Origin of the sequence: Citromicrobium bathyomarinum, assembly GCF_038594605.1 — a bacterium.
Lineage (GTDB): Bacteria > Pseudomonadota > Alphaproteobacteria > Sphingomonadales > Sphingomonadaceae > Alteriqipengyuania > Alteriqipengyuania bathyomarina_B.
Genome location: NZ_JBCFZM010000004.1, coordinates 24,133 through 40,797, shown reverse-complemented (window position 1 = coordinate 40,797; position 16,665 = coordinate 24,133). Strand labels below are relative to the sequence as shown.

Here is a 16,665-nt window from a genome sequence, read left to right as displayed (position 1 = left end):
TGGGTAACGGATTTTACGGCGATGTGAAGGCTCATACCCCTCTTTCAGAAAAAATCCCGCAGCCCTTGCCTGCCGCTGCGCGAGGGGGCAAGATCGCGGGCAAGCCGACGCGAATCGGCACGAGGGAAAAGGAATGTCTGGAAAAATGCGCGACGCAGTCATCGTGTCCACCGCCCGTACCCCGCTTGCGAAATCGATTCGCGGGGCGTTCAACGCAACCCATCCGGTGCAGCTTGGCGCATGGTCGGTAGAGGTCGCGGTCGAGCGCGCCGGGATCGACGGCGCGGAGATCGAGGATGTTGTCTTCGGTGCCGCCAGCCAGGGCGGGGCGCAAGGGTTCAACATCGGGCGCCAGATCGCCTTGCGTGCGGGGCTCCCCGTCGATGTCGCAGGGATGACGATCGACCGCCAGTGCTCCAGCGGGCTGATGGCGATCGCCACCGCCGCCAAGCAGATCATCGTCGACCGGATGGATATCTGCGTGGCGGGCGGCGTGGAATCGATCACCGCGATCCGCAACAATGCGGGCAAGCCGCAGCGCGACGAAGAGCTGCTCAAGATGCATCCCGATATCTTCATGCCGATGATCGGCACGGCGGAAGTCGTGGCCAAACGCTACGGCATCAGCCGCGAGGATCAGGACGCCTACTCGCTCCAGTCGCAGCAGCGCACCGCCGCCGCGCAGGAGAGCGGCAAGCTGGCGGACGAGATCATCGAAGTCACCACCGTGATGGACGTGAAGGACCGCGAGAGCGGAGAGGTCTCGCAGGAAGACGTCACCATCGCGATGGATGACTGCAACCGGCCGAACACCACGCTCGAAGGGCTGGCGAAGCTCGATCCCGTCATGGGCGAAGGGCACGCGATCACCGCAGGCAATGCCAGCCAGTTGGCCGATGGCTCGGCGGCGAGCGTGCTGATGGAAGCCGAGGTCGCCAAGGCGCGCGGGCTGACCCCGATGGGCCGCTATGTCGGCATGGCAGTCGCGGGCACCAAGCCGGACGAGATGGGCATCGGGCCGGTCTTCGCGATCCCCAAGCTGCTCGAACGGTTCGACCTCAAGATCGACGATGTCGGGCTGTGGGAGCTGAACGAGGCGTTTGCGGTGCAGGTGCTCTACTGCCGCGACAAGCTGGGCATTCCCGATGACCGGCTCAACGTCAACGGCGGGTCGATCTCGATCGGCCACCCCTTCGGGATGACCGGCGCGCGCTGCGTCGGGCATGCGCTGATCGAGGGCAAGCGGCGCGGGGTCAAATATGTCGTCGTCACGATGTGCGTCGGCGGCGGCATGGGTGCTGCCGGTCTGTTCGAGGTGCTGTGATGGCAAGCTCCGCACAAGCCAAAGATCTCGCCTCCGCGATCGGCTGGACCCCGCCCGAAAACTGGCCCGCGCGCAGCCGCGCCGAATGCAGCGCGATCCTGACCGCGCCGGGCATGCGGTTCGAGATGGAGGAGGTGGACATCCGCGGCGTCAAAACCCGCGTGTGGAAGAACGCTCCGCCGAACCTGCGCGCAATCGCCATGCTGGGCGCGTCGCACGGGGACCGCGAGTTCACGATCTACCAGGACGAGCGCGTCACCTATGATGCGTGGTTCCGCGCGGTTGCCACGCTAGCGCACGAGTTTCAGGCGATGGGCATCGAGAAGGGCGACAGGGTCGCACTCGCCATGCGCAACCTGCCCGAATGGCCCGTCGTCTTCTTCGCCGCAGTCACCATCGGCGCGATCTGCGTCCCGCTCAACGCGTGGTGGACCGGCGGAGAGCTGGCCTATGGCCTCGCCAATTCGGGCACGAAGCTGCTCGTGTGCGACGAGGAGCGGTGGGAGCGGATTGCTGACCTGCGCGATCAGTGCCCGCAACTCGAAAACGTGCTCGTCACCCGCCAAGAGGGCGAGCTGGATGGCGCCTCGCGGCTCGAGGACGTCATCGGTACGCCGAACACGTACGAGGATCTCAAAGCCCGCGCGCTCCCCGAGGTCGAAATCCTGCCCGAAGACGACGCGACGATCTTCTACACCAGCGGCACGACCGGAAAGCCCAAGGGCGCGCTCGGCACGCATCGCAACCTGTGCACCAACATCATGTCGAGCGGCTTCGGCGCCGCCTGCGCGGTGCTGCGCCGGGGCGAGGAAATCCCCGCACCGCAGCCCAAGACGACGCTCACCGTCATTCCGCTGTTCCACGTCACCGCGTGTTCCGCCGGGCTGATGGGCGCCATCGCGGCGGGAAATACGCTGGTCTTCATGTACCGATGGGACCCGGTCGAAGCCTTCCAGATCATCGAGCGCGAGAAGGTGAACTCCACCGGCGGCGTGCCGACCATCGCCTGGCAATTGCTCGAACATCCCGAGCGCAAGAATTACGATCTCTCCAGCATCGAAGCGATTGCCTATGGCGGCGCGCCCGCCGCGCCCGAACTGGTCCGCCGGATCCGCGAGGAATTCGGCGCGCTGCCCGGCAATGGCTGGGGCATGACCGAGACGATGGCGACCGTCACCGGCCATTCGAGCGAGGATTACCTCAACCGGCCCGACAGCTGTGGGCCTCCCGTGGCGGTCGCCGACCTCAAGATCATGAGCGAGGACGGCACGCGCGAACTCCCCACCGGCGAGATCGGCGAGCTGTGGGCGCGCGGGCCGATGGTGGTGAAAGGCTACTGGGACAATCCCGAGGCCACCGCCGAAACCTTCATCGACGGCTGGGTGCGCACCGGCGACCTCGCCCGGCTGGACCAGGAAGGCTGGTGCTACATCGCCGACCGCGCGAAGGACATGATCATCCGCGGGGGCGAGAACATCTATTCGTCCGAAGTCGAGAACGTGCTTTACGATCACCCGGCGGTGACCGATGCGGCGCTGATCGGCATCCCGCACCAGCAGCTGGGCGAGGAACCCGCCGCCGTGGTCCACCTCGCGCCGGGCATGGCCGCGAGCGAGGCCGAACTGCAGGAATGGGTTGCGGGCAGGCTGGCCAAGTTCAAGGTGCCGGTGAAGATTGCCTTTTCAAGCGAGACCCTGCCGCGCAATGCCAATGGCAAGATCCTGAAAAAGGAGCTTTCGAGCTTCTTCTGAAGCCTGCTACCGCATGCAGGAACGCGGGCGCGCATGGGGCGCGTATTGATGCTTGGGGGAGCGGATGGCGAAGAAGCCTGACGTCACGAAGAAGTTCGGCGAAAAGCGCAGCGCCATCGTGCGCGCCGCATCGGTGCTGATCAACGAAACCGGCGTTCAGGCGACCACGCTTACCAAGGTGGCGCGCGCGATCGGGCTGAACGCGACCAGCGTCACCTACTATTTCCCCCGCAAGGACCAGCTGATCGTCACCGTCTACGCGGAAACGATCGCGCTGATGAAGGAAATGGCGCAGCAAGCGCTGGCCGAGGATACGCTCGAAAAACGGATCGCCCGCTTCGTGCATCTGCACGTGGAGTTGCGCGACCGTATCCGGCGGGGCGAGCCGGGCCTGATGACCGCCTTGTCCGAAATCCGCTCGCTCGATCAGGAGCAGCAGGACGAGTTGCTGTTCGCCTATCGCGAGATGGTCAACGACGTGCGCGCCTTCTTCGGCGATCCGGCGGATGACTTGCAGCGCGCGCTTTATTCGGCGCGCGCACATATCCTGATCGAGGCGATGCTGTGGTGGCCGGTGTGGTCGCGCCGCTATTCGGTGCTCGACTTCCCGCGGGCCGAGACGAAGATCGTCGATATCCTGTGCTTCGGCATCCCCGCAGAGCGCGGCGAATGGAGCCCATTGCCGCTCGAAGACGGCGGCTGGCGCACGCACGAGGATCTCCAGCCGCAGCAGAACGACGAATTCCTGCGAGCGGCGACGGTGATGATCAACGAGCGCGGCTATCGCGGGGCGTCGGTCAACCGCATTGCCGAGGCGCTGAATGTCACCAAGGGCAGCTTCTATCACCACCACGACGCCAAGGACGACCTGGTGCTCGAGTGCTTCCAGCGCAGCTATGATCGCCTTTCCAAGGTGCAGATGGCGGCCCACGATATCGAGGGCACGTACTGGACCCGCCTGGCGAGCATCCTCAACGAGCTGCTGGAACTGCAGTTCTTCGATTCGATGCCGCTGCTGCGCACCACCGCGTTGCAGGCGCTCGACAGCGAAACCAAGGTCGATGTCGTGATGCGCTCCAACCGCCTCGCGCGGCGCTTTGCCGGGTTCCTGATCGACGGGTTCGGCGATGGATCGGTGCGTGCGATTGACCCGTTGGTCGCCAGCCAGATCATCATGTCGACGCTCAACGGGGCCTATGAAGCGCGGCGCTGGGCGGCGCGGTTCGACGCGCCGGAAGACGCGGTCGAAACCTATCTCTCGGTGCTGAGCGAAGGCATGCTCGCCGAGCGCTAGAATAGCGGCGCGCGGTGACGCGGCTCGCGGACCTTTACGATCAGCAGCGCCAGCGCCGCGATTTGTGCGGCAAGCACGATAAAGAACAGCGGCTGGAACCCGCTCACCGCGACCAATATCCCGGCGAGCACCGGGCCGCTCGCCGCGATCGCTCCCTCCAGCGTGGTCACGAAGGCGAGCCGCATCGGCGTGTCCTGCGTTTCGCCGAATTCGAGAACCATCGTGGTCGAGGCGAGCATCCAGCCCGATCCGCCGACGCCCAGCAGCACGAAGGCGGCGTAGATCGGCACGGCGCTGCTGCCGAGGATCAGCAGCGTCACGCCGGCGACCGAGCTGCACAGCGCCAGCACGTAGATGATCTTGAAGCCGAAGCGGTCGCCCAGCGGGCCCCACAGCACGTTGGAGAGCGTGTCCGACCCGAGGAACACGAAGCTCAAGCCCCCGATGAGCGCACCGTCGAGGCCCAGCTGCGTGCCCGCATAGATGGTCCAGAACGGCGCGCCGACGCGGGCCATCGTGGAGAAGCACTGCACCGCCAGAAACCACGCGAAGTCGCGATCCTGCAACAGCTCGGGAAACTGGCGGATGCGCTGCATCATCGGCATTTGCGGGCGGCTGACCGGCGCGGCGGGCTCGCGGATCATCGTCTTGAGCACGACGAGCCCGGCACTGGTCAGCAGGAACGCGAACAGGAAGGTGGTGGCATAGCCATTGCCCAGCCACTCGTCCGCGATCAGGTAGTTGCCGGCTGCCCAGGCGAGCAGCGCGGCGATCAGTCCGCCCGCGAAATTCCGGTAGCCCTGCAGGCGCCCGCGCTTTCGGATCGGAATAAGCTTGCTCATCAGCATCTGGAACGCGACCCGCTGCGCGCCGGTGAAGAAGCCGAGCAGCAGGAAGCAGGCGAAGGTCGCGATCATCAGCACGTTGCCGGTAAGGAAATAACCCGTCAGCGAAAGGCCGAGGATCATCAGCCGCATCATCGAACCGACGCGGATCGCGTAGGGCAGGATGTGGCTGCGGTGCTCGATCCGCGATCCGCTGGCGATGGGGCTGATCGTCGCGCCCAGTTGGAGCAGCGCTGCGCCCAGTCCCACGGCGGCGGTGCTGCCGGTCAGCAGCAGCAGGTAGGCGGGGATGATGGTGGGCGCGTAGATCAGCCGGAAGCCGGTCATCCCCAGCACGCCATGGATGAAGTTGGCGGTGTAGTTGCGCTTCAGGTTTGCATCGACGAAGCGCGCATGTTCGGCCAGCGCGCGTCGCTGCGCGCCGGCCTTGTCGTCCAGTCCTTCGGGATCCTCCAGCGGATCCAAGGCCTCAATAGCCGCCCAAAGTCGCGAAGCGGTTCTTGAGGGTGCTGCGTGTGCCCCACGCAGCCTCGAGCACCCGCGCGCGCTTCAGGTAGAGGCCGATATCGTATTCGTCGGTCATCCCGATCCCGCCGTGAAGCTGGATGCCCTCGTTGCTCATCGTATGGAGCACGCGGTTGGCCTCCGCCTTGGCGACGATGGCCGCGCGCGACACGCCTGCGCCGCTGTCGATCGCCTGTAGGCCTGCCTCGACCGCAGAGCGCATCTGCGCCAGGTCCGCGAAAAGGTCCGCCATACGGTGCTGCAATGCCTGGAAGGAACTGAGCACCTGATTGAACTGCACGCGCTGCTTCAGATAGGCGAGCGTGGTGTCGAACACGGTCTGCGCCATGCCGAGCATTTCGGCAGCGGTCAGCACCCGCGCCCGGTCCAGCACCTTGTCGAGCAGGTCGTCGCCGCCATTGGCAAGCTTTTCTGCCGCAGCGCCATCGAAGGCGATGTCGGCATGGCTGCGCTGGTCGGTCAGGCGGCGGGTGGTCAGCGTCACGCCGTCGCCTTTCTCGACGAGGTAGAGCCCGTCGGTCGCGGCGACCACGAACAGGTCCGCCCCGTGCGCTTCGGCGACGAAGGCCTTGGTGCCGGTCAGCTTGCCGCCCGAAACGCTCGCCTCGATGGCCTGCGGATCGTGGTGCGGTCCTTCGTCGATGGCGAGCGTGGCGATGGCTTCGCCGCTGGCGAGTTTGGGCAGCCACTTGGCCTTCTGCTCTTCGCTCCCGCCAAGGATGATCGCACTCGCGGCGAGGGTGGTGGCGATCAGCGGGCTGGCGGTCAGCGTCTTGCCCAATTCCTCGACCACGAGGCCGACCGACATGAAGCCGAAATCCGAACCGCCGTGCTCTTCGGGAATGATGATCCCGGCCCAGCCCATTTCGGCCATCGTGGCGTAAGCGGCGCGGTCGAACGCCGCGGGCTCTCCGCTCGCACGCACCTTGCGAAACTCGGTCACTGGGCTTTCGTTGGTCGCCCATTCGCGCGCCATGTCGCGCAGCATTTCCTGCTCTTCGTTGAGAACTGCCATGTCGATGTGATCCCGTATTCTATTGGTGGTCGAGCATGCCGAGCACGCGCTTGGCGATGACGTTGTTCTGGATTTCGGTCGAGCCGCCGTAGATCGTCGTGGCCTTGCCGTAGAGCCAGGCGCGCACGCCCTGCAGTTCGACCGGGCTGAAGTTGTCGCCTTCCCAGCCCAGACCCTGCAGCCCCATGATCTCGATCGTCAGCTCGGCGCGTTCCTGGCCCAGCTTGGTGCCGAGCTTCTTGAGCGCGGAGCTGATTTCGGAGACGCCGCCGGCTGCCTTGCTTTCCTCGACCGCACGGCGCGCGGTGTGGAGGAAGCTGGTCCAGCGGATTTCGAAATCGGCGATCCGGTCGCGCAGTACAGGGTCGGCCAGAGTGCCGTCGGCATTGGTCCGGCCGTACTTCTTCGCGATGTCCGCAAGGCTGGGGCCGGAGCGTCCGCCCGGCGCCGCGCCCGACAGGTTGGTCCGCTCGTGCTGCAACAGCCGCTTGCCGATGGTCCAGCCCTGGCCTTCCTTGCCGACGAGGTTTTCCTTGGGCACCTTCACATCGGTGAAAAAGGTTTCGCAGAACGGGCTGGTGCCGCTGATCATGGTGATCGGGCGGACCTCGACGCCGGGCGAATCCATGTCGATCAGCAGGAAGGAAATGCCCTTGTGCTTGTCGCTGCGATCGGTGCGCACGATGGCGAAGCACTTGTCCGCCCACTGGCCGCCGCTGGTCCAGGTCTTCTGCCCGTTGACGAGGTAATGGTCGCCCTTGTCTTCCGCCATGGTCTGCAGATTGGCGAGGTCGGACCCGGCGTTGGGTTCAGAATAGCCCTGGCACCAGCGGATCTCGCCGCGGCAGATCGGCGGGATATGCTCGTGCTTCTGCGCCTCGCTGCCATATTCGAGCAGGGTGGGGCCGAACATCATCACGCCCATCCCGCCGATCGGGTTGTAGGCGCCCGCGCGCGCCAGTTCCTCGTTGAGGATCGCCGCCTGCTTGCGGGAAAGCCCGCCGCCGCCGTATTCCTGGGGCCAGGTGGGCGTGCCCCAGCCGCGCTCGCCCATCGCTTCGCGCCAGGCCTTTTGTGCCGGGGTTTCCTTGGTCGGTCCTTCGGTCGCGCTGAGCGAAATGCTCTTGCCCTTGAGCTCTTCGGGAAACTTCTCGGCGATGAATTGTCGCACTTCCTCGCGGAAGACGTCGGCGCTGTCGCGCGCCTCGGGTTCAAGCTGGGTGGCCATGATCTGCTCCTTGGTCGGTCTGTTTTCTGAAAAGGTGTGGAGGGCGCGCTAGGGCGCCGGTTCGGGCACCTCGTCGGCGTTGACGGCGCTCGCGCGGTCGCGCCGGGCGAGCTCGTCCACGTTCGCCTCGTGGCTCGCGCGGTCGATCCGGTAGGCGAACAGGAAGCCCGCCCCGCCGATATAGAGCACGATCAGCGTCGGCACATAGACCAGCGCAAGCATCCGCGGGATATCCGGGTCGATCGTGCGCGGGTCCGAACCCGGAACGATCCCGACGAAGGCAACCAGCAGCCCGGCGGCGAACACGCCGAGGCCCGAGGTCGACTTCTGCATCAGCGTGTTGGCCGCGTAGAACAGCCCTTCGGACCGGCGGCCGGTGCGCAGCTGGCTTTCTTCCACGATATCGCCGATCATCGCGTGAGTCAGCACCGCCGAGGAGACGCCGCACAGCTGGAACAGCATCGAGAATGCGAAGACGGCGGCGACAAGGCCCGGATCGCCGTTCTCGGGCATGAGTCCGGCGAAGCGCAGCAGGTAGGGCGCGCTTGCGAAGATCACCGCGAAGATCGCGAGGTAGAAGGCGGCGTTGCGCTTACCCAGCCGCTTCGAAACGATCGGCGCAAGGAACAGCGCAAGGAACGCGCCCGCGAGCGAATCCACCGTCAGGATCGCCAGCTGGGCCGAATTGAAGCCCCAGAAATAGGTGCCGAAATAGATGTTCAGCGCCGAGGTCATCCCGACCGAGGTATATTTGAGCACGCCGAAGGCGAGAATCGCGAGGAAGCCCTTGTTGGAGAAAGTCTTGCCCATCTGGCCCAGCGTCTTGACCGGTCCGATCTTCTCTCGCGCGGGCGGCATCTTGAAATATTTGACCCGGTGCAGCGTGCCGAAGCTCGACAGCAGGATCGCGCCCAGCATCAGCGCGGCCCCGACGATGGCAAAGGTTTCGTACCCGGCGGGGTTCAGCTGGCCGACCGGGTATTCCTCCGTTGGCGCAAGGAACACCAGCAGCGTCAGGAAGGCCATGCCGACGCCGCCCAGATAGGCGAAGAAATAGCGGTAGCTGGCGATCGAGGTCCGCTCGTCGTAATCGCTCGTCAGCTCCGGCGCGAGGGCGGAGCTGGGGATTTCATAGAAGGTGATGAAGGTACGCACGCAGCACCCGACCACCAGAATGTACCAGAAGATTTGGCCGTCGCTCATGCCCGAAGGCGGGAAGAACAGCAGCAGCAGGCTGGCAGACGCGGGCAGGGCGGATGCGAACATCAGCGGATGGCGCCGACCCAGCCGGGTGCGGATAGAATCCGACCACTGGCCGACTACGGGATCGGAGATCGCGTCCACCACCAGCGCCACGAGGATCGCGAAGGACACGAGCTCCGCACGAACGCCTACGACCTGATTGTAATAGAGCAGCAGGAAGGATCGGAAGGCGACGTCCTTGATGCCGTAGCCGATCGAGCCGGTGCCATAGAGCAGCTTGGTGACGAAGCCGAGTTTGGGTGCGTCTGGGTCGGTGACCATGGGGAGAACCTATCTTGCCGGGGAGCCGAAAGCGCCGTCGCGGATCGTCTGTTCGCGCGCCTGGGCCTCGCGCGCCTTCAGCCGCTCCACGTTCTCACGGTGCGATTCTTCGGTGATGGGATAGAAAAGGAGGAACAGCGCGCCGATGATCCACAGGCCGAGCGAGAACGGAATGTAGTGGATGATCAGGCTGTCCTCCATTGCTGGGGTGATCTGCGAAACCTCCGCTTTGGTCGGAAAATTCGACAGCTCGAGCACGATGCCCGCCATCATGATCCCGAGCCCTGCGGAACATTGCTGCATGAAGCTGGATGCCGCGAAGAAGACGCCCGCCGTGTGCTGGCCGGTACGCACCGCGTGGTCTTCCACCACGTCCGCCAGCATGGAGGAGGTGTTGATCAGCGAGATCGCGATCATCGCGCCGTAGACCGCGCCGATGACGAACAGGGTCGGCAGCAGCATCGGATCGCCGGGTTTGAAGAAGGCGTCGATCAGCGTGAGGAACAGCGGCGAAATGCCCAGCGTGATGCCCACGATCGCCATGAACATCGAGGTGTTGCGCTTGCCCAGCCAGCGCGAAAAGCGCGGCGCGAGCGGGGCGGCGAGAGTGGCGGCAATGAGGCTGTCGAAGGTCAGCAGCGCCAACTCGTTCGCGCTCAGCTTGAAGACATAGGTGCTGAAATAGACCGTGGTCGCCGCGTACAGCCCGATGGCGGTATATTTGAACACGCCGAAGCCGAAGATCGCCAGAAATCCGCGATTGCGGAACGCCTGCCACATCTCCTTCAAATGCGATCCGGGGGTCGCGCCTTCACCGGGTTCGTCGCGCTGGCGCAGGTAGGGCACGCGGTTGAGCGTCCCGAAGCCGCAGACGAGGATCGCCGCGAGGATCAGCGCGCCGCCCAGCCACGCGAACTTGACGTAGCCTTCAGGGTTGAGCTGGCCGCGCTCGAACTCGGGAGTCGCGACGAAGAACACCGTGAGCGAGAAGGCGGTAAAGCCGAAGGTCCCGAGATAGCCGAAGAAATAGCGCAGGCCGAACAGCTTGGTCCGCTCCGCGTAATCGTCGGTCATTTCCGGGTTCATCGCGCTGGTGGTGATCTCGAAGGCGCTGATCGACATGCGGGTGAGCGAGGCGAGCGCGAAAATCCAGAAGCCCATCTGCATGTCGCTCAGGCCCGCGGGCGGGAACCACGAGAGGACGAAGAAGGCCGCGGTCGGCAGCGCGGAGCCGAAGATGAAGGGATGGCGTCGGCCGATGCGCGACCGGGTCATGTCGGACCAGCGCCCGATGAAGGGATCGGCAAAGGCGTCGACCAGCAGGGTCAGCGCGATGGCCCCCGAGACGATTGCCGCGGGGACGCCGAGGACCTGGTTGTAGAACAGAAGCAGATAGGTCGAAAACGCGGCATTCTTGATGCCGTTGGCGATCGCGCCGGAGCCGTAGGCGAGCCGATTGAGCCGCGTCATCGGCGGGGTGGGAGCTAGCGCGGAAGAGGGCGAGGGCGCGGGGGCGGCTGCGGTGGTGGCCATCGCGCTACTCCGCCGCCTCGACGATTTCCTCGACCGGATCGTACATCTCGTGCGCGCAGGCGCGCCGTTCGATCAGCGAATAGTCGGGGAAGATCGGGTCTTCCACATCGCGGTAGGCGCGCAGGTGCTGCTTCGCGACCGTCACCTTGTGAACTTCGGTCGGCCCGTCGGCGATTCCCATCACAATCGACCCGATCAGGTTGCCGACGAAAGGCATTTCGTTCGAGACGCCGAGCGATCCGTGGATGTGGATGCAGCGCTGGGCGATGTCGTGATAGACCTTGGGCATCAGCGCCTTGATCGCCGCGATGTCCTTGCGCACCTTGCGGTAATCCTGGTGCTTGTCGATCATCCACGCGGTCTTCAGCACGAACAGCTTGAACTGCTCCAGCTCGATATAGCTGTCCGCGATCTGCATCTGCACGCTCTGGTAGTCGGCGATCGTGCCGGTGCGCGTCTTGCGGCTGACCGCGCGGCGGCTCATCGCGTCGAGCAGCCGCTTGCAGCTGCCCACGGTGCGCATCGCGTGGTGGACGCGCCCGCCGCCGAGCCTTGTTTGAGAAATCGCAAAGGCCCCGCCGCGTTCGCCCAGCAGGTGGTCCGCGGGAACGTGAACGTCGGTGTAGCGGATGTAGCTCTCCGAGCCGCTTTCCTGCCCGTAGACGCCGACATTGCGCACGATTTCGACGCCGGGCGTGTCGACCGGCACGATGAACATGCTCATCCGCTGGTGACGCGGGGCATCGGGATCGGTGACGGCCATTACGATCAGGAAGTCAGCCCACTTGCCATTGGTGGAGAACCATTTTTCGCCGTTGATTACCCAGCCCCCATTCTCGCCGTCGCCATCCGGTTCGGCGGTGGTGACGAAATTGGTCGGGTCGGATCCGCCTTGCGGTTCGGTCATCGAGAAGGCCGAAACGATCTCGTTCTGCAACAGCGGCTCCAGATACCGCGTTTTCTGTTCGGGTGTGCCGTAGTGTGCGATGATCTCTGCATTGCCGGTGTCGGGTGCCTGACAGCCGAACACGATCGGGGCGAAGCTGGCGCCGCCCAGGATCTCGTTCATGAGGCCCAGCTTGACCTGGCCATAGCCCTGTCCACCAAGCTCCGGGCCGAGGTGGCAGGCCCACAGGCCCTGGCGCTTCACCTCGTCCTGCAGCGGACGAACAATCTCGTTTCTGCGCGGATTTTTGACATCGTATGGATGAATGCCAAGCAGGCCGAGCGGCTCGACCCGCTCGCGCACGAAGCTTTCCATCCAGTCCAGCTTCTCGTGAAAGCCGGGCTCGGTTTCGAAATCCCAAGCCATCTCTTGTCTCTCCCGTGTGACGCACTTTGGTGCGTTCTCGGGAAACGAGCATACCTAGTTTTCAAAAAGGAACAAGTGATCGCTTTGCGCGACTATCGGATCCGCGCTTTGACCGCTTACGTCGCGCACGGGTGCGCACACGTCGCGAAATCCCGCGGAGCGCCTCTCGCGCCGCCGGCGGTCGCAGAACATTGACTCTGCCCCCTCGCGCAGTCGATCTGTCCGGCCAGATACGAGGCCCCGACCTCGGGCCTTTTGAAGCGAAATGGAGCCTAAGCACGTGTTTACAGCCACCAGCCTGCTTTTCGTGCCTGGATCGCGACCCGACCGGTTCGCGAAGGCGCGTGCCAGCGGGGCAGGGCTCGTCGTGATCGACCTCGAAGATGCGGTCGGCCCGGCGGACAAGGACGATGCTCGCGCAGCGGCGCTGGAGGCGGCAGGGGCGGATCCGGCCTACGGAATTCGCATCAATGGCGTCGCCACGCGGGCGGGAATCGCCGATCTGCACCATCTCGCCGATGCAGACCGCCTGCCCGACGCGATGATGGTCCCGATGGTGGAGGATGCGGCACAGCTGGATGTGGTGGCGGGCGCATTGGGGGACCGCTGCCCGGATCTGATGCCGCTGGTCGAGACACCGCGCGGACTGCGCCATGCGCTTGCCATCGCGAGCCATCCGAAGGTCACCGCGGTCATGCTGGGCGGGGCGGACTTCTCGGGCGAACTGGGCGTGGAACTTGCGTGGGAGCCGCTGCTCGCCGCGCGCCAGCAACTCATCCTCGCCTGCGCCGAGGCGCGCACGCCCGCGATCGACGCGCCTTTCGCCGCACTCGACGACGATGATGGCTTCGCCGAGGATTGCCGCCGCGCCCAGGCCGTCGGCTTTGCCGCCAAGTCGGCTATCCACCCGCGCCAGGTGCCGATCATCTCCGGTATTTTCGAACCTTCGGACGAACTCTACGCCGAAGCGGTGGCGGCTCTTGCGGCTTACGAAGAGGCGGGCGAGAAGGCGATCCGGTACAAGGGGCGGATGCTCGAGGCTCCGCTGGTCAAGAATTATCGCGCGATCGTTGCGCGCAAGGGGGACACGGCGCATGCGTGATGCCAGCATCGAAATCGCACCCGGTCGCTTCCGGGAAGTGCAGGGCCGCTATTTCGAGGATTTCGAGGTCGGCCATATCTACGAGCATCGGCCCGGTCGCACGATCACCGATGCGGACAATGTGTGGTTCACGCTGCTGACGATGAACACCCATCCGCTGCATTTCGATTACGAGCAGTCCAAGAAAACCGAGTTCGGGAAGCCGCTGGTGGTAAGCCCGTTCACGATCGCATTGATGACGGGCATGAGCGTGTCCGACATGAGCGCGAAGGCGATTGCCAACCTCGGCTGGGACGAGGTGCGGATGACGAAGCCGCTATTCGTGGGCGACACGCTCTATTGCGAGAGCGAGGTGCTCGAAAAGCGCGAGAGCGAAAGCCGCGAGGGGCAAGGGATCGTGACCTTCAAGACCACTGCCATGAACCAGCACGGTGAAGTGGTCAGCCACTTCAAGCGAACCATTCTGGTATGGAAGCGCGGGCATGGCCATGCTGATGACTAGCGCCGGGCGCGTCGCAGGCGCGCAGTGTCTTCAAGACCGGCCCGTCTGACCGCAATGGGCAAGCTTTCCGGCATTACCGTCGTCGATCTGACGCAGTTCCTGCCCGGTCCGATGATGACCGTGATGATGGCCGACCAGGGCGCGCGGGTGATCAAGGTCGAGCCAAAGGGCGGCGATCCGGCGCGCGCGATGGAACCGAGCGAGGCGGGCCATTCTGTCTGGTTCGCCAATCTCAACCGGGGCAAGCACAGCGTCGTCCTCGATCTCAAGAGCGAAGGCGGCAAGGCGCAACTCGCCGATCTGTGCCGCCAGGCCGATGTCTTCGTCGAAGGTTTCCGCCCTGGAGTGATGCGGCGGCTGGGATTCGACTACGAGACGGTGAAGGCGCTCAAGCCCGATATCGTCTATTGCTCGATTTCCGCGTTCGGACAGGAGGGTGCGCTCGCCCATCATCCTGCACATGATATGGCGGTGCAGGCGCTCGCCGGGTTCCTGAGCGTCAATGACGGTGCCGATGGTATGCCGGTGGTGCCCGGCACGGCGAGCGCGGACATGGCGGCCGGGCTGACCGCGCTCGCCGCCGTGCTGATGGCGCTGATCGGCCGCGACCGGATGGGCGGGGGTGCCTATATCGACACCGCGATGTTCGACAGCCTGCTGCCATGGTGCGTCCATACCGCAGGTACGGCGATCGCGGGCGGCGAAAGCCCCAGGTCCGCCAACCAGCGCTCGCTCGGCGGGGCGGGGTTCTACCAGGTCTATCGCACGAAGGACGGCAGGCACGTCGCGCTGGGCGGGCGCGAGATCAAGTTTGCGCGCAACCTGCTGAGCGCGCTGGGGCGTGAAGACCTGGTCGCCCATGCCGAGCGCGAAGCGGGCGAGCAGGGCGAACTGATCGCCTTCCTGCGCGAGACTTTCGCCACCAAGACCCGCGACGAATGGGTGGCGTGGTTCGCCGACAAGGACGTGGCCTTCGCCCCGGTACTCGATTTTCGGGAAGCGCTGGAACAACCGCATGTCGCCGAGCGGGGCCTGCTGATGGAGAGCGCACAGGGCGCGCATCACATAGCGCCGCCGATCCGCTTCGCTGGCGAGGACTGGACGCCGGCGCCGGCTCCGGGCCTTGAGCCGTAACCGGGCTTTCACCGGGCAACGATTTCTCCCTCCCGGTGTGACCTGCCTTTAAGCCGGTGCTAAGTGATAGGAATACGGTTGCACATAATCCCGCGTCTTCCCCCGATCGGGTCACTCAGCTAATGCTAGAATTGGACGATGAACGAAGCTTTCCCCAACCCCGCCAAGAATTTCTGCGACACCTGCGCGGTGCGCAATCGCGCGATATGTAGCGAGCTCGACAATGAAGAGATTGTTGCGCTCAACGCGATTGGCCAGCGCAAGCATCTGTCTGCAGGGGAGCAATTGCTGTGGGAGGGCGACGAAGCGGTCGTGGTCGCAAATGTCGTGGAAGGGATGATGAAGCTGTCGACCAGCACGATCGACGGTAAGGAGCAGATTCTGGGGCTTGCCTTCCCGTCCGATTTCATCGGGCGGCCCTTCGGTCAGTCGACGCCTTATACGGTCGAGGCAATGACCGACGTTCTGGTGTGCGTGTTCAGGCGGGTCGATTTCGATCGCTTTGCGCGGGAACATCCGCGTCTCGAGCACAAGCTGCTCGAACGCACGCTCTCGGAGCTTGACCGGACCCGCAAGTGGATGCTGATCCTCGGCCGCATGACTGCCGAGCAGCGCGTGGCGACCTTCCTGCTCGATCTCTCGTCGCGGTTTGCAACCGCCGACGCCGGGCCGACAGTGCCCTTCGGTCTGCAGCTCAGCCGTGGCCAGATTGCAGACGTGCTCGGGCTGACGATCGAAACCGTCAGCCGCGAGTTCACCAAGCTCAAGAAAGCCGGGGTCATTTCGCTGCCCAATCGCAGGGAGGTGGCCATCGAGAAACGCGAGGTTCTGGAAGACCTCGCCGGATAGCGCACCTCCCTACGCGAAGGCTAGAAGCGGTAGCTGACGCCTGCGCTGAGCACCCAGGGGTCGAGATCATGCTCGGTCTCGATCGCCAGCGTGTCGCCCGCATACCAGCTGGCGGTCGTGCCGACGAAGTACTTCTTCGCATCGAGCGTCAGGCCAAAGCCATTGTCGCTCAGCGGCACATCCACGCCCGCCTGCAGCACCACGCCGAATTCGTCCGACAGGTCGGTTTCGGTCACGCCCAGCGGCAGCGTGGCCTCGCCTGGATCGACATCGACCCACAGAAAGTAGGTCACGCCCGCGCCGACATAAGGCTTCACCGGGCCGAGGTCGAAGTGACCCTTGGCAGTCACCGTTGCAGGGATCAGCTTCGCATTCGAAACGAGTTCGGCACCCGGCAGGCCCGATACTGCGTCGACATCGTGCTGCGTCATGCAGCAGATCGTCTCGAGCGAGAAATTGTCCGACACGAAGTACTCGACCGCCAGGGTCGGCACGAAATTGTCGTTGGCTTCGGTCTGGGTGTCAGCCGGCAGGCCGACCGTATCGACGTTGACGGACGTGATCGCTCCGTCAGGCATCACGACGGTGCCCAGCAGCTTCACCTGGATGTTGCCCTGTTCTTCCTGAGCCGCGGCAGGCGTGGCCAGCATGGCGGTTCCAACAAGCATTGCGGCAAACAGACGCTTCATCTCTTCGATCCTTCTCGCATTCCATTTCAGCCACCCCG

At 64.6% G+C, this 16,665-nt stretch carries 14 protein-coding genes; 7 read left to right on the top strand and 7 right to left on the bottom strand.

The annotated features are described in order from the left end of the window. Positions 1-145: 145 nt before the first annotated feature. The 3 genes from AAG612_RS14385 to AAG612_RS14375 all read left to right on the top strand — a co-directional run bounded on the left by AAG612_RS14385 (position 146) and on the right by AAG612_RS14375 (position 4,369). Positions 146-1,324: an acetyl-CoA C-acyltransferase gene (locus AAG612_RS14385; RefSeq protein ID WP_342511301.1), complete on the top strand. Its 1,179-nt coding sequence runs from the start codon at positions 146-148 to the stop codon at positions 1,322-1,324. Continuing rightward, positions 1,324-3,075, top strand: coding sequence for a class I adenylate-forming enzyme family protein (locus tag AAG612_RS14380; protein ID WP_342511300.1), 1,752 nt, complete (start codon positions 1,324-1,326; stop codon positions 3,073-3,075). Before AAG612_RS14385 ends, AAG612_RS14380 begins: the two co-directional genes overlap by 1 nt. Positions 3,076-3,139: 64 nt before the next feature. After that, complete coding sequence (locus tag AAG612_RS14375; protein WP_342511298.1) at positions 3,140-4,369, top strand: TetR/AcrR family transcriptional regulator; 1,230 nt, start codon at positions 3,140-3,142, stop codon at positions 4,367-4,369. Here AAG612_RS14375 and AAG612_RS14370 read toward each other — a convergent pair. The 6 genes from AAG612_RS14370 to AAG612_RS14345 are packed head-to-tail and all read right to left on the bottom strand — an operon-like array spanning position 4,366 to position 12,351. Next, complete coding sequence (locus AAG612_RS14370) at positions 4,366-5,679, bottom strand: MFS transporter (RefSeq protein ID WP_342511296.1); 1,314 nt, start codon at positions 5,677-5,679, stop codon at positions 4,366-4,368. The genes AAG612_RS14375 and AAG612_RS14370 overlap by 4 nt on opposite strands. Positions 5,680-5,683: 4 nt before the next feature. Beyond that, positions 5,684-6,754, bottom strand: a complete 1,071-nt coding sequence (locus AAG612_RS14365) for an acyl-CoA dehydrogenase family protein (RefSeq protein WP_342511294.1) — start codon at positions 6,752-6,754, stop codon at positions 5,684-5,686. A 19-nt stretch (positions 6,755-6,773) separates the two neighbouring features. Further along, a complete protein-coding gene (locus AAG612_RS14360; protein WP_342511292.1) occupies positions 6,774-7,982 on the bottom strand; it encodes an acyl-CoA dehydrogenase family protein in 1,209 nt (402 codons plus the stop codon). 48 nt (positions 7,983-8,030) lie between these two features. Next, complete coding sequence (locus tag AAG612_RS14355; RefSeq protein ID WP_342511290.1) at positions 8,031-9,506, bottom strand: MFS transporter; 1,476 nt, start codon at positions 9,504-9,506, stop codon at positions 8,031-8,033. A gap of 9 nt (positions 9,507-9,515) precedes the next feature. Further along, positions 9,516-11,039: an MFS transporter gene (locus AAG612_RS14350; protein ID WP_342511287.1), complete on the bottom strand. Its 1,524-nt coding sequence runs from the start codon at positions 11,037-11,039 to the stop codon at positions 9,516-9,518. A 4-nt stretch (positions 11,040-11,043) separates the two neighbouring features. Then, positions 11,044-12,351, bottom strand: a complete 1,308-nt coding sequence (locus AAG612_RS14345) for an acyl-CoA dehydrogenase family protein (protein ID WP_342511284.1) — start codon at positions 12,349-12,351, stop codon at positions 11,044-11,046. Between the two features lie 280 nt (positions 12,352-12,631). Here AAG612_RS14345 and AAG612_RS14340 point away from each other — a divergent pair, with 280 nt between their 5' ends. From AAG612_RS14340 to AAG612_RS14325, 4 genes are all read left to right on the top strand, one after another. Beyond that, positions 12,632-13,453: an HpcH/HpaI aldolase/citrate lyase family protein gene (locus tag AAG612_RS14340; RefSeq protein ID WP_342511282.1), complete on the top strand. Its 822-nt coding sequence runs from the start codon at positions 12,632-12,634 to the stop codon at positions 13,451-13,453. Beyond that, positions 13,446-13,955 (top strand): MaoC family dehydratase, encoded by a 510-nt coding sequence (locus AAG612_RS14335; RefSeq protein WP_342511280.1) that lies wholly within the window; start codon positions 13,446-13,448, stop codon positions 13,953-13,955. Before AAG612_RS14340 ends, AAG612_RS14335 begins: the two co-directional genes overlap by 8 nt. Before the next feature lie 24 nt (positions 13,956-13,979). Then, positions 13,980-15,089, top strand: a complete 1,110-nt coding sequence (locus AAG612_RS14330; RefSeq protein ID WP_342511278.1) for a CaiB/BaiF CoA transferase family protein — start codon at positions 13,980-13,982, stop codon at positions 15,087-15,089. A gap of 138 nt (positions 15,090-15,227) precedes the next feature. After that, positions 15,228-15,938 carry a Crp/Fnr family transcriptional regulator gene (locus AAG612_RS14325; RefSeq protein WP_342511276.1) on the top strand — a complete coding sequence of 237 codons (711 nt, stop codon included), beginning with the start codon at positions 15,228-15,230 and terminating at the stop codon, positions 15,936-15,938. Positions 15,939-15,958: 20 nt separating this feature from the next. Here AAG612_RS14325 and AAG612_RS14320 read toward each other — a convergent pair whose 3' ends face one another. After that, the gene (locus AAG612_RS14320; protein ID WP_342511274.1) at positions 15,959-16,627 is read right to left on the bottom strand and encodes an OmpW/AlkL family protein; all 669 of its coding nucleotides are present in this window, start codon (positions 16,625-16,627) and stop codon (positions 15,959-15,961) included. Positions 16,628-16,665: the final 38 nt, after the last annotated feature.

Bases quoted from the DNA above. Each gene is read 5' to 3' on its own strand.
- AAG612_RS14385 (WP_342511301.1), top strand. From the start codon at position 146: ATGCGCGACGCAGTCATCGTGTCCACCGCCCGTACCCCGCTTGCGAAA.
- AAG612_RS14380 (WP_342511300.1), top strand. From the start codon at position 1,324: ATGGCAAGCTCCGCACAAGCCAAAGATCTCGCCTCCGCGATCGGCTGG.
- AAG612_RS14375 (WP_342511298.1), top strand. From the start codon at position 3,140: ATGGCGAAGAAGCCTGACGTCACGAAGAAGTTCGGCGAAAAGCGCAGC.
- AAG612_RS14365 (WP_342511294.1), bottom strand. From the start codon at position 6,754: ATGGCAGTTCTCAACGAAGAGCAGGAAATGCTGCGCGACATGGCGCGC.
- AAG612_RS14360 (WP_342511292.1), bottom strand. From the start codon at position 7,982: ATGGCCACCCAGCTTGAACCCGAGGCGCGCGACAGCGCCGACGTCTTC.
- AAG612_RS14355 (WP_342511290.1), bottom strand. From the start codon at position 9,506: ATGGTCACCGACCCAGACGCACCCAAACTCGGCTTCGTCACCAAGCTG.
- AAG612_RS14350 (WP_342511287.1), bottom strand. From the start codon at position 11,039: ATGGCCACCACCGCAGCCGCCCCCGCGCCCTCGCCCTCTTCCGCGCTA.
- AAG612_RS14345 (WP_342511284.1), bottom strand. From the start codon at position 12,351: ATGGCTTGGGATTTCGAAACCGAGCCCGGCTTTCACGAGAAGCTGGAC.
- AAG612_RS14335 (WP_342511280.1), top strand. From the start codon at position 13,446: ATGCGTGATGCCAGCATCGAAATCGCACCCGGTCGCTTCCGGGAAGTG.
- AAG612_RS14325 (WP_342511276.1), top strand. From the start codon at position 15,228: ATGAACGAAGCTTTCCCCAACCCCGCCAAGAATTTCTGCGACACCTGC.
- AAG612_RS14320 (WP_342511274.1), bottom strand. From the start codon at position 16,627: ATGAAGCGTCTGTTTGCCGCAATGCTTGTTGGAACCGCCATGCTGGCC.